General features: G+C 34.7%; 11 protein-coding genes. 5 read left to right on the top strand and 6 right to left on the bottom strand.

The features are described from left to right. Positions 1-54 precede the first annotated feature (54 nt). Entirely contained in the window at positions 55-177 is a 123-nt protein-coding gene (locus tag F6K23_RS41925; RefSeq protein ID WP_367267749.1) for a helix-turn-helix domain-containing protein, read from the bottom strand. Between the two features lie 510 nt (positions 178-687). On the opposite strand from F6K23_RS41925, the gene F6K23_RS18885 reads away from it, so the two are divergent. The 4 genes from F6K23_RS18885 (at position 688) to F6K23_RS18870 (ending at position 7225) form a co-directional block, all read left to right on the top strand. Then, positions 688-5232, top strand: a complete 4545-nt coding sequence (locus tag F6K23_RS18885; RefSeq protein ID WP_293158663.1) for a caspase family protein — start codon at positions 688-690, stop codon at positions 5230-5232. A 112-nt stretch (positions 5233-5344) separates the two neighbouring features. Next, the gene (locus F6K23_RS18880; RefSeq protein ID WP_293158661.1) at positions 5345-5830 is read left to right on the top strand and encodes a hypothetical protein; all 486 of its coding nucleotides are present in this window, start codon (positions 5345-5347) and stop codon (positions 5828-5830) included. A gap of 310 nt (positions 5831-6140) precedes the next feature. Then, complete coding sequence (locus F6K23_RS18875; RefSeq protein WP_293158659.1) at positions 6141-6500, top strand: DUF488 domain-containing protein; 360 nt, start codon at positions 6141-6143, stop codon at positions 6498-6500. 440 nt (positions 6501-6940) lie between these two features. Further along, positions 6941-7225: a UPF0175 family protein gene (locus F6K23_RS18870; protein WP_293158657.1), complete on the top strand. Its 285-nt coding sequence runs from the start codon at positions 6941-6943 to the stop codon at positions 7223-7225. Positions 7226-7914: 689 nt separating this feature from the next. Here the strand turns inward: F6K23_RS18870 and F6K23_RS18865 are convergent. Further along, complete coding sequence (locus F6K23_RS18865; protein ID WP_293158655.1) at positions 7915-8736, bottom strand: spondin domain-containing protein; 822 nt, start codon at positions 8734-8736, stop codon at positions 7915-7917. A 676-nt stretch (positions 8737-9412) separates the two neighbouring features. Then, a complete protein-coding gene (locus F6K23_RS18860; RefSeq protein ID WP_293158653.1) occupies positions 9413-9559 on the bottom strand; it encodes a tetratricopeptide repeat protein in 147 nt (48 codons plus the stop codon). A gap of 106 nt (positions 9560-9665) precedes the next feature. Here F6K23_RS18860 and F6K23_RS18855 point away from each other — a divergent pair, with 106 nt between their 5' ends. Then, positions 9666-11180, top strand: a complete 1515-nt coding sequence (locus F6K23_RS18855; protein ID WP_293158651.1) for a sulfotransferase — start codon at positions 9666-9668, stop codon at positions 11178-11180. 48 nt (positions 11181-11228) lie between these two features. On the opposite strand, the gene F6K23_RS18850 is transcribed toward F6K23_RS18855, so the two are convergent. The 3 genes from F6K23_RS18850 to F6K23_RS18840 all read right to left on the bottom strand — a co-directional run bounded on the left by F6K23_RS18850 (position 11229) and on the right by F6K23_RS18840 (position 13732). Further along, positions 11229-12212 (bottom strand): glycosyltransferase family A protein, encoded by a 984-nt coding sequence (locus F6K23_RS18850; protein WP_293158649.1) that lies wholly within the window; start codon positions 12210-12212, stop codon positions 11229-11231. Positions 12213-12284: 72 nt separating this feature from the next. Then, positions 12285-12959 (bottom strand): hypothetical protein, encoded by a 675-nt coding sequence (locus F6K23_RS18845; protein ID WP_293158647.1) that lies wholly within the window; start codon positions 12957-12959, stop codon positions 12285-12287. 95 nt (positions 12960-13054) lie between these two features. Next, positions 13055-13732 carry a class I SAM-dependent methyltransferase gene (locus F6K23_RS18840; protein ID WP_293158645.1) on the bottom strand — a complete coding sequence of 226 codons (678 nt, stop codon included), beginning with the start codon at positions 13730-13732 and terminating at the stop codon, positions 13055-13057. Positions 13733-13753 lie beyond the last annotated feature (21 nt).

Below are 13753 nucleotides of genomic sequence, written 5' to 3'. Positions count from 1 at the left end.
GTTACCAAATCCCAACAACTTTGGGTAGTTGATATAACTAATCTTACCGTGACGTTAGCGTTTGCGATAGCATGACCATAGGAAAGCTTTGCGCCAGCAAACTACACCTGCGTGTTTAGCTAGCAGCGTTTTTTGCTGGTTATTTGGATGTAGTTCCGTTTTGAATCCAAGTAGCATAGATAGAGATTATCATAGATTATACCAGATTATAGCCAACAGTTACTAGCCCCAAACGGGTCGAATTGGTTAAGGCTGAGACGTTTTGATAATTTGATAATTTTATTTATTGGCGGGACTTTGTTACACAAAAGAGGATGAGACGGTATAAATAGCATCAAGAATAGTACAAATTAGTAGATACTCGTGAAGTCCAATAAGAAAAACTTCTGTAAGCTAGAGTTGTAAAAGTCACGAACAAAATCATTTGTTTTAACATTATCTTAAATCTTAAAACAAAGGAACTAGAGTGCCAATGGTGAATTTGATAATTCAGTACAGCCTCACATATAAAATTGGTATTATATAAAGTCTCATTAATTAGAGATAATAAAAATGTGTTCTCTGATAAATTTCTCCCTATTCCCTATTCCCTATTCCCTAGTTCCCTAAAATTTTCATTGTCGATGTTTAAAGAGACATGATATTATAATAAATTGGCTAGTTATTGACTAAAATGGGCTACCGTGCATGAACCGAAAAGCGTTAGTAGTGGGTATCAATCATTATCCTTTGCTGAAAGATAGCTCTGCTCAACCCCGAAATTTGATTAAACCAGCAGCAGATGCAGAGGCGATCGCTCAACTATTAGAAACCTATGGCAATTTTCAAGTGCAGCGCTTTCCAGGAGCTAATATACAAGGTTCTTGGCAAGTAGATCCTCATCCTAAGATTAAAAACTGTGAAATAAATGCTTTGAAAGAGGCTATTTCTAAATTATTTAATCCTCTAGATAATGTTCCTGAAACTGCTTTATTGTTTTTTGTGGGAAATAGTTTATTAGATGAACAAGGAGGGGTACAAGAAGGATTTTTAGCAACCAGTGATACGAACCCTCAAAAAGGAAAATGGGGAATTTCACTACATTGGTTAAGTCAACTATTACAAAAATCTCCTGTCAAACAACAAATAGTATGGTTAGACTGTTACCATCAGGAAAAACAAATTGATTTCTTACAAACAAATCTTAGTAATATAGAATCAACTTATAATGATAGGTGTTATATTTTTGTTTCTCAAGAAGCAGAAGTTTATACAACACAAATAAATTCAGAGCATAGCTTTCTCACAAATTGTTTATTAGAAGCATTAGAACCAGAAAATTATTCAAATGTTTGTGTCACAAATTATAATTTAATAGACTATATCAATCGACAACTAAGTCTTTCTAATCTACATCCAGTATTTAATAATTCTGGTAATGAAATTATTTTGACAGGGGAAAAAGAAGCTACAGCAAATCCAGATTTTACAGCCGGAGTTTGCCCTTATAAAGGATTAGCTGCATTTGAGTTTAACGATAAAGATTCTAAATATTTTTATGGTCGGAAAACTTTGACAAATGTACTTTTAGAAAAGGTTCGTTCTCGGAATTTTTTAGCAGTGGTTGGAGCCAGTGGAATTGGTAAATCAAGTGTAGTAAAAGCAGGGTTATTATATCAACTTAAACTAGGACAAAGATTGTCTGGGAGTAACACTTGGCCAATATTAATTATTAGACCAGGAGAACATCCTTTAAAAAATTTAGCAGCAGCGTTTGTAGATTATCAACTACAGACATTGTTAACGCCGACAACAGAAGAAACAACAACTCCAGAGGAAGAATCATTACAACTTTACACTACTCAAGAATTATCATCAACTTCTCCGCAGCATGAACAAAAAAAGCAACCGCCAAAATCATCTATTCCTTATCCACCTCCACCACCAGCACCAGAAATAAGAGGAACTCGTAGGCGATCGCCAGAAAAAAGAAAGTCCGGTGCTACATTACCTCCTAAAATCAAAAATTCTCACCATGAAAACCTAGAGCAAGAGATAAAAAAGGGGGAAATTGAACGTATAATTTATTCGCCCATAGAAATTGAAGAATTAATAGATCGGGGTGCTAGTGGGTTTAGACAAGTATTGCAAAATACTCAAGCACCCAGAATAGTAATGGTAGTAGACCAGTTTGAGGAAGTTTTTACCCTGTGTTTAGACAAAATAGAGAGACAGCAATTTTTTGAATGTTTGATGGGAGCAATAGACAAAAATTATCAAGATAACTCTCATGCTAGTAAATTTCTGTTAATTATTACTATGGGGGCAGAATTTTTAGGTAAATGCTTTGAGCAGGAATATTCTGGGTTAGCTAGGCAAATTCAATCTCATTTAGTTACAGTAACACCGATGACTAGACTGGAGTTACAACAAGCGATCGCCGATCCAGTCAAACAAGTAGGTATAGAAATTCAGCCAGAATTAGTGGAGCAAATGATTGTAGATACAGAAAGTTACGGTAATTTACCATTATTACAATATACTCTAACGGAACTATGGCGACAGCGACGAATAGACCAATTTACTCTGAATCAATATATTAACTTAGGTGGTGTAAAAGGTTGTCTAGAAAAACAAGCTTATGCAACTTATCACTCCCTCAATGCTAGAGAGCGTCAGGTGGCCAAGCAGATATTTCTCAAACTTGTACAAATTAATGAAGATACAGTAGTAAGCTGCAAACGAGTATTAAAAACTGATTTAATTACCCCTCAACAATCATTAGCAGTTGTGAGTAAGATACTGAAAAAATTAGCAAAAGCCAGATTAATTATAACTACTAAATTCACAAACTATCAAAACACTAATCAAACAGTAACATTAGTAGAATTAGCCCATAATACTATTATTCATCATTGGTCTCAGTTAAGTTTTTGGGTAGAGTCAAACAGGGAGGCAATTAAACAAAAACCTGGTATGGAAGCTGATGCTCAAAGGTGGCTGAAAAAAGATAAATCAGACAAATACTTACTAAGTGGGCGCAAGTTAAGTTTAGCTGAAAGTTTATTAGAAAGTGATGCTGATAGTGCTTTTGTATCTGTATTAGCCAAAGAATTTCTCGAAAAAAGTATCAACCGCAAACGTTTTCAAAACAATTTTCGGTTCGGGAGTATAATAGGATTAATTTTAATTTTAGGTGGGTTAAGTGGATTTTCCTTGATTAATTGGCAAGTGGCAGAAAAGGATAAATTAAATTCCCAACTTAATGCTTTGAGCTTATCCGCAGAAAATCAGTTTACTGCTAACCAACGGTTTGATGCTTTACTTACTGCTATAAAAGCTGGCACAAAGTTACACAATACCTCAGAAGTATCAGCAGATGTCAGAATGCGAGTTTTAATTGCTTTGCGCAAAACTGTTTATGGTGTGAGTACGCGCAGAACTCTTGCAGAACATACACAACCTGTTAATAGCATCAGCGTGAGTAAAGATAGAAAAATAATTGCTTCTGCTAGTGATGATGGTACTGTGAAACTCTGGACTAACTCTGGTAAGGAATTAGCCACCTTAAGAGGACATCAAGGTGCTGTTTACAGTGTTGACTTTAGTCCTAACAGTAAAATGTTAGCTTCTGCTGGTGATGATGGTACTGTAAAACTCTGGAGTCAGAATGGTAAAATATTAGTAACCATGAAAGGACATAAAGGAGCAGTTAATAGTGTTAGTTTTAGTCCAGATGGAAAAGCGATCGCTTCTGGTGGGGTAGATGGAACGATTAAATTATGGAATCTTCAAGGGAAACTATTGAAGTCTATTCAAGCACATCAGGATAAAATATACAGCGTCAGCTATGGTAAAGTATTAGCCTCTGCTAGTGAAGACAAGACGGTGAAATTATGGAACTCTCAAGGCAAACAATTGGCTACTCTCCAAGGTTTTCAAGACAGAGTTTTGAGCGTGAGTGTGAGTCAGGATGGTAAAACTATTGCCACTGCTAGTTGGGATCATACTGTGAGAGTATGGGGTATAGATGGTCAAAAACTAGGTACTCTCAAAGGTCATAAAAGTCCAGTTGTCAGCGTTAACTTTAGTGCCGATGGCAAAACTATCGCTTCTGGAAGTTCTGATGGAACGATTAAACTCTGGACTCATTATGGTCGAGAAATAGCAACTCTCAAAGGTCATGGTACTTTGGTTAGTAGTCTCAGTTTGAGCAATGATAGATTAACTCTTGTTTCTGCTAGTGCTGACAACACAATCAAACTTTGGAATCTTCAAGAACGGAAATTGCCTACTCTCAAAGGACACACCAGTTATATCACAGCTATTAGTTTTAGCCCAGATGCTGAGATGATCGCTACTGGGGGTTACGACCGGAATGTGAAAATTTGGAGTCGAGATGGAGAGGAGTTAGCAAGTTTACAAGGGCATAAACGTGGTATTTATAGCTTGAGCTTTAGTCCGGATAGTCAAACTGTGGCTTCTGCAAGTGCTGATGGCATAGGAATAGTTTGGAATTTAGCAGGTTTAGGAAATGCGACTCTTTTCGGACATAAAGACCGGGTTTATAGTATTAGCTATAGTTCGGATGGTAAAATGTTGGCAACTGCTAGCTTAGATAAAACAATTAAATTGTGGAATATTCGCGGTCAACAACTATTGACTATTCCAGGGGGTATTGATGACCTGAGAACTGTGACTTTTAGACCAGATGGGAAGGCGATCGCTGCTGGTGGTGTTGGAGAAGAGAGCAAGGTTGTGCTGAAAATATGGAGCATAGAAGGTGAGGAACTAGCAAAGTTTGAAGGGTTGTGTAGTGTTGTGAAGAAGGTTAGTTTTAGTGCAAATGGAAAAATTCTTGCTGTAGCTTGTTCTGATAATACAGTTAAATTATTAACTCCTGAAGGTCAAGCGATCGCTACTCTCAGAGGACATCAAGGTCAAGTGAATAGTCTGAGCTTTATGCCTGATGGCAAAATCATCGCTAGTGGTAGTGATGACGGCACGGTAAAAATTTGGACTCTTGATGGTGAAGAGTTGGCGAGTCTAGCAGGTATTCGAGAAGGGGTAATGGATGTTAGCTTTAGTCCTGATGGTAAAATACTCGGTGCAGTTGGTAGAGACCGGGTAGCAATATTGTGGAACTTTGATTTAGATAATTTATTGGCGCGGGGTTGCGATATTGTTCACGACTATTTGCAGAATAGTCCCGATGTTAAAGAAAGCGATCAGCTTCTTTGTGAAGGGAGATAGTTATTCAACAATTAATAATTAATAATTAATAATTAATAATTAATTATTACCTCTCCTTGAAAAGAAGAGACTTTAAATTTTAATTATTCGGAATAAATCAAGATTGTATGATATGGAATCAAAAAAAATATTAATTGCTACTAAAACATACCCTTCAATTAGTCAAAAATATCAAGAAACTGTCTGTACAGCAGGAGTATTGCTGAGTGAAGATGAAAAGCCTCTTGAGTGGATTAGAATTTATCCTATTCGCTTTCGACAATTAGATTTTGATCGGCGCTATCCTAGATGGTCTATTATTAGGGCTTTAATTGAAAAAAATGATAAAGATTATAGACCAGAAAGTTTTCGTATAGATGATTCTTCTATAGAGGTTTTGAGAAAAATTAAAACAAGTAATAATTGGGAGGAACGAAAAAAACTTTTACTGCCACTACAATTTAAGTCAATTAAAGAAATAAAAAATCAAGATAAATCATTAGGAATAATCAAGCCGAAGATAATTAAAAAATATTTTTGTCAGGAAACTGAACGTAATTGGAAACCAAAACAGCAAGCTGTATTAGATCAGTTAGATTTGTTTGAAGCAACAGTATAACTTGAGAAAATACCTTATAAGTTTGGATATGAATTTATTGATGAAGATGGAGATAAACATCGCTATAGTATTAGTGACTGGGAAATTCAAGAGCTTTATCGAAAATGTCGAGATATAATCTTTAAGTTCGACTCAAATAGGAAAGGAAAAAGAGGCTGTAGAAAAAGTTAGAGGTTGAATTTATGAACAAGAAAGACCTATACTTTATAGTAGGTAATTTAAAAAACTACAAAAATTCTTTTATGATTCTAGGCGTAGTTTATCCTCCTATGATTACTCAATTAAGTTTGTTCTAAATAGAGAAAAAATAATGAATATTTCAGAGACATTTTCAAATAAATATATACTGACATTTGGCTACGGAAATCGTAAAGATTACAGTGAATTTTTAGAATATCTACAAAATTTTGATGTTAAGTGTGTGATTGATGCAAGGAAAAGTCCTCGTGCTTGGAGTCGTAGGTGGTATGGAGACAAAATAGAAAATCTTTGCCACTCCAAAAATATTCAATATATATCCAAAGTTTCTTTAGGAAATACATCAGGTAAGGCAAACTGGGTCTCACCTACTCCTGAAAAAGTAGATGCAGATTTGTCTGAAATTGCAGAAATTGTTGCTCAAGGAAATATTTTATTACTATGTGCTGAACTAGATCCAGCTAGATGTTAGATGTCATCGAGTTGAAGTTGCGAATTGTTTGAATAAATTAATTTCAGCTCAAGTAAAGCATTTGAAATAATTAGACCTTATATCATATCCGGTTGAATAGTTTAAATAATAGAGGAGTCAGGAGGGAAGAAGAGGGAGTTTTTTTGTCACTAATAGACATCTCCAAAAATCAAAAATATAGCAATGTGCGCTGGCATATTTACAAATTACAAAAACTGTCCAATAGCTAAAAGTCTTATATTATCTGTTTTTTATTCCTCCAGATGAGCTGTTGCCTGTTGCCTGTTGCCTGCGCACAGCGCTATAAAATCAATTTTTATCTATAAATTATCAATTATTTCTCCCTGTTCCCTTTGTTCTGGAGATGTCTAATACTATGGTGATGTTGAGTTAAGTGGTTTAAGGATAAAATCAAACTGTAGAATTAGTAGAGTTTGAAGATGGCTTTAACAATTTCCGATGAAGGGTTGGAAAATATTCAGGTTTCAGCTGAAGTTCGAGAAAAAGCTTTACAAAAAGCGAAAGAGAGGTATGTAATGGCTTTATTAGAAGTAGGAGAAATTAGTAGTGGCCGAGCTGCACAAATTCTTGGTGTAAATCGTTTTGAAATTATTGAAATGATGAATAAATGGGGGATTTCTATTTTTGATGATTCGCAAGATTTGGAGGAATTACGTCAAGAATTGGAAGAAGCCGAATTAATTTTAAATCAGCAGGTTTCTTAAATGATTATTGTTTCTGATACTACACCAATTAGTGAGCTAGCTAAGGTTAAACATCTTGATTTATTGCCCCAAATTTTTGTAAGCATTCAGCCGTCAGCTATCAGCTATCAGCTATGAATTATTAACTCATTATCTTGGAAGAGGGAGAGGACTGAACATGACAGGAAAACCGGGACATTATGACTTACAAATAGCTTCAATAGCGATCGCTAATAGCTAATAATTTAATATTAGTTACTCATAATGCTGCTGAATTTCAAATATAGCAATGTGCGCTGGCATATTTACAAATTACAAGAACTGTCCAATAGACATCTCCAGAAAAGAGGGAGTAGGGAGTAGGGAGTAGGGAGTAGGCGGAAAGAATTGATAATTTCTGTGGGATAATTGATTTTATTTTTTATTATTGGAGATGTCTAATAGCTAAAAGTCTTATACTATCGGTTTTTTATTCCCCCTGTTGCCAGATGAGCTGTTGCCTGCGCACAGCGCTATAATTACTAAATTAAATATAGAAGACTGGCAAGCTATTTGAAAGTTCATTGATGTGAGAAAAAGTGAGGGCGAATGCCATTCGCCCCTACATATGGCGTTTTCAAGGTGGATTTGCGTAAGTCCTGATGATATTATATTACCAGGACTTGTGTACGGACACTAAATCAAGTGAGGGCGAATGCCATTCGCCCCTACTAAGATTTATGGAAAAAATTGCCTAGTAATAAAAATCCACCAAAAGCAAATAATCCTAAAGTAGTTGTAGGTTCGGGTACTGATTCAATAGTTATCCGTGCGATCTGATAACCTGGAGCGGTGAAATCACCATTAGGTGCTGCTGCTAGAATATTACCACCTTCGAGAAAACCAGGATGAAAGGTGACAACTCCATTTTCATCAACACCTGTGTTAGGAGCGGCTTGAGCGAGAGCTGCAGTATTGCCTGGAATTTCGTCGTTGACCTCTGTACCTGCATCCCACACTCGATCGCCTGTAACAATAAAATCAGCACCCAAGAAGTTGCCATCTTCATCAAAAATTCTTATCCCTAGTGGGTTTTCGTTAGCAATAAAAGCATCGTTACTTGGTAAACCCATTGCTCCATAACTGAAATAACGACTGCTAGCTAGACTACCATCTAGAGTAAATGTCATAGAAGCGCGATCGCCAGCAGTAAGTACCTGAAATGGGCCGGTTGGGCCTAATATTGTAGCTTGAGTATCCCCTGCGCCACTATTAGCAAAAGCAGTGCTGATAGGTCCTGTATTAGCATCTTCTGCTAATGCTTCGAGATATGCGGGTGCTGGTTGGTTTAAGTCAAAAATGTCGAAGTTGCCATCGTGAAAACCTACCCATAATGGAGAGAAAAAGAAACCATTAGTGGGGGCAACATTTTCTACTGTAACTTTTAATCTTGCTGCTGTTGCTGTAGATGTCATAGCAAAGGTGGAAGTTACCGCTATTGCTGTAGCGATCGCTCCACGAATATTTAGCCAAGTCTTACTATTTATATTCATTATTTTTTCCCAATACAATTATTTATCTCTCCGTTAAGTTTCGGATGAGAGCTTAAATTAGATAATAGGAGCTAAATATTTTTTTGTCTTGCTAATTCTTGCGGTCTATATTATATTCTTGCTGAAAATTATCTTAATTCTCTAACCTTCTTAATTTCTCCAGGACTTACGCAAAGCCACTACATATAGTAAATTAAAACTATAGCACTATGGTATATATAGTATTTTTGTCATGAAAATGCGTAAGTCCTCTTCTTTTTATTATCATCTTTTATTATAGATAATTTTCAGCTTAAATCAGACTGTTTTCTGAATTTTAAAAAACTGACTGATTTAAGCTGAATACTGACACAAACTCTATTTGCCACAAATTTTCTGCTGCTAAATCAATATTTTTTAAGTAACGATTAATTTGATTGCTGACGCAAAGCTACGCTATCGTGGCTCACTTTTTCTAGATGGTAAGCAAGGTTTGTGAGAGTGTAATTTTTCTGACTACTTATTAAATAATGACAATATTTTATATAATTAAAGTTCATTCTCAAAGTGTTGACAAATAGTTTGCTTCATACTAATCTACTATAACAACTAAAGTAATTTAAGTTCGATTTTTAAGTTTTTTATATTTTGTTTTTCAAGCAATTGCCAATTATAGATAAACCTTTAAGGGTATGCACTATATATAGTATCTTTGCGTAAGTCCTGACCAAGAAAAATTAGGATTCAACTCAATTGCTTGATAGTACAGAGCGATGGCTTGCTCTAGCTTTCCTTGGCGTTTGAGTTGATTCGCTTCTAAAAAATATTTTGTATTAATAGTCATAATAATATACAGTAAATATTTTTGGTCTTTGAACAATGTTTAAGTTAGTTGTAATAGACTTAAAGAAATGTTAGCATTATCCATAATTAAAATCTAAAAATATTATATGAATAAAAGTACTGTAATTGATTTTTTAAATGTTACTCGTGCAGAAATTGATAAAGAAGCATTATGGGGTTTTGCTATAGATCATCCAAAAAAGGGAAATCAAGCTAAAACCTATACCATAGAAATTTCTGGGTGGGTATTAGGTAAGAAATCAAAAGTGGTAGCAGTTGAGGTTCTCAGTGAAGGCAGAGTTTTAGGACAAGTTCCTGTAAATATTGAACGTCTAGGTGTATCTAAACTTTATCCAGAAGTTTCATGGGCTAAAAGGTGTGGTTTCAATATAGAAGTTGGAGTCATAGGATTGCCATTACAGGGTGAAGTTCGTATTAGAGCAGTTCTTGAAAATAGAAGCACTGTACTATTGGGAATAATCCACTATCATCGCCAACCTCTACATTCTAATTATCAAGCTAAGTTACAACCTCTAGTATTTACATCTTCAGGGCGATCGGGAACTACATGGTTGATGCGAATCTTTTCAGAACATCCATCCATTATTGCTAGTGAATTTTATCCTTATGAGTTCCGAGTATCACAATATTGGATACAGATGTTGAATATTCTCTCACAGCCACGCAATCCTGATAAATTTCAGGGGACTTACTTTTATCAAGAATTTCAATCCATTGGACCTAATCCTTATCATGGGAAACTTAATGGCCATGCTGCCCATGATTGGCTAGGACGTGATTATCCAGAACAGTTTGCAGATTTTTGCCGACACAGCATAGATAATTTATATGAATACATGGGGCGCAATCAAGGAAAAATAGTCTCCGAACTTTCTCACAATACAGATAGTCAGCATCAGCAATTCTACTTTGTGGAGAAGTTTCTGCCAAACCCCCACCGAAAACTTTTATTGGAAGTGTATCCCCAAGCTAAAGAAATTGTTCTAGTTCGTGATTTTCGTGACATTTGTTGTTCGGCACTTGCTTTCAATACTAAGAGAGGATATATGTCTTTTGGTCGTCAACGAGTAGATAATGATATCGACTATATCAAAACTACAATTAAAAATACTGCTGCAAATCTACTAGAGATATGGCGAGAAAGAAAAGAAGAAGCACACCTAGTACGCTATGAAGATTTAATCTTAGCTCCTGAACAAACTTTAAGTGATATTTTTGTATATTTGAATTTAGATAATAGCAGTTCAACTATTTCTAAAATTTTGGAAAAAGCATCCAAAGATACGCCAAAGTTGAAACGTCATAGAACAACTGATAGTCCTGAAGAATCTATAGGACGTTGGCAAAAAGATTTAGAACCTTCTCTACAAGCTCTATCTACTGAAGTATGCAAAGAAGCTTTACAAGAATTTGGTTATAGTCTTACTGGTGAAGAAAAACTATCTCCTTTACCAAAAATTACTAAACCTGAAGTTAAATCTGAACCATCATTGAAACCAACTAATTCTAATTTGGTAAAATCTACAGAATCAGCACGAAATAAATTAGAACAAATGAAGTCTAAGATTCAAAATATTAAAGAATCTTTAGAGAAATCTTAAGTATTAACTTTGATAATTTAAAAAGTAGTTTAATATTTTTACTTGTAACTAAGGAGTGTTAATTAACTTAGTAGATAATCTTTGATGTACTACTTCTAGAGGAGCTGGAAAGTACAAATCTTCACTACTTTCTTGAACAAAGAAAAATCCTGAGTATTGATTGTGATACCATACTTTATTACTTTGTTTTCCTAGAGAATTTTTTAACTGCAGATATTCAGAATTAGAATAGTCCCAAGTTAAATGATATGATTTTGCCTTGATAGTTAGTACTGACTTCATATTTTTTTTTTCTTTGGCATATATATATGATGAACTGTCATGAAAAAAGATTTTATGTTTTTTCCTAAAAGCTATAAATTTTTTCCAATCTGAGGTTCTGAATGTCTTAAAAACCCACCCTGCAATGCGTTCTTTATAGAAATTATTTTCAGATTCTATAGGAACTTTCATAGCTTGTTTCTTGAGGTTAGGAGGTGCATTATTGTAGTGCAGTGGTGTACTCACAGAAAATACCTCTGGAAATTTTTCTAGAATAGTAATTTGCTCATCCAACCAACCCGAATCTGGAATTAAATCCCCATCAGTAACAGTTATATACTCATAATCTAGGTCTAGTAAATTACTATCAAAAGCAATTTCAAAAGCATTAGTACCTATATTTTCTTCAAAAATAAAATGATTTTTAACTAAACCTTTATCCCTATATGAATCTACAACTTTTCTAATCGCATCAGAATTCACACTATTATTTTCTATCACACTTACGTCTATTCTTTCTTTTTCTGGCAACAACCCCTCTAAACACCGTTCTAATATTTCATGAAAATAAAAACTTAGTAGTACACAATGAACTAATTTCTTATTTCTAGGTATTTCTAGTTGAGTTTGCTTAACTGGAAAACATGATAAGTGTTTTAACTTTGCCTCTATTTGTTGTAAAGACTTTCGATGATAGTGTAGAGATTGAGAATAACCTTCCAATTCTAATCTAATTTTTTCGAGATGGGGTGGTAATATTTCGTTTGACATATCTAATTTTGCTAAATATTAATAACAACAAATAAGAGTAATTAATCTCTAGAACATCCAGGCAAACATTAATTAATGACCAGACCTAACATAACTGACATACGATTTATCCAGTAATTTTTGATAAGATAAAACACTAGATTCAGAACGACTTTCACCGCGTTTAGCTTCAACAATCCAAACATTCGGATATCCATTATCAATCCGATAATTACCATGACGTTCGATACCTATCAAATTTGAATGCTGACTTTTTCCATATTCACAAAATACTACTTTTTCCCATGCCAAATTCTCGAGTAGAGATTGCAAAAAATCTTTGGAATAAAGAAATTGATGACCCCATCCATGAAAGGCGCGATTCATAGAAAATGTAGAATCAATTCGCTTTTGTGGGTTAGTTTCCGACAGATTAAAGTGAGTAGAAACTACCCACTCTAGAGAGGGAGTAGAAAGTCGAACTACCCCACCAGGTTTAAGACTTTTCCAAACATTATTGAGAAAAGCGATCGCTCCTTCTAGACTTAAATGTTCGAGAAAATGTTCCCCATATACATATTCTAAACCATTAAAAGGCCAAGGTTTAGTTACATCCATCGCTTGGTCAATACCAGGAAAAGCTCGAATATCCACATTCCACCAATCAGCCATAATATTATGGGGGCCACAACCCACTTGTACTTTTTTAATCCCGTTAGGATGATTTGGAGCTAAACGTTGTGGAGAATTTTTATTACTTGATAACATCCTACTTTCCCTAATAATTTTAACTTCTTATTCTTCTATGATTTTGTATTTTAAATATTAAAAACCCTAGTTTAGAGATTATTTATACAGTAATTTTAAAATAATTTATTACCTGTCTTTCTGACAACAGGATTCTCCATTTTACGTTTTTCTATTACCAAAACACTATCGTAATAATGCATTGAATAAGCAGAGCGAGTGAAATCTGTCACCTGAAAACTTTCTGTATCTTTACTGTGCCAAGCATTTAATTTGTCGATTAGAGTTTTGCTGTACTCAATAAAACTATTGGGATTTCTATAACCTCCGCCAAAGTTAGCCCAGTAGCTAGTATGTAAGTCTTCACAAATGTAAACTCCGTTTTCAGATATATGAGGAAATAATTCCTCAAAGGTATTAATCTGCTGCAACATCCGATGGCCTCCATCATCTATTAAAATATCAATTCTAGGACATAGATTCTTCATCTGTTTGAGGAAGTTTCGATTTTCTTGGTTGCCAATAATTATTTTGATTCTTTCTTCTTCTAATTGTTTGCACTGCTTCTTTATATCTACTCCATATATGTAGGCATTATCACCAAAATATTTCTTCCACATTTGTAGAGATCCACCATAATTCACTCCTATTTCTACTACATGAATCTCCTGGTTTCTGAATCGAGATAAATGGCGCTCATAGATTTCAAAGTAATGCATCCACTTGTGAATTAATCGACCGGGATTATTTTCAAAATACTTTAATAAATCATTGTCATTATTGCGCTCGTTCATGGTTAAAATATCCAACTAATT

The sequence above is a fragment of the Okeania sp. SIO2C9 genome (assembly GCF_010672455.1).
Taxonomy (GTDB): Bacteria; Cyanobacteriota; Cyanobacteriia; order Cyanobacteriales; family Microcoleaceae; genus Okeania.
This window is presented reverse-complemented; position numbering and strand designations above follow the sequence as displayed.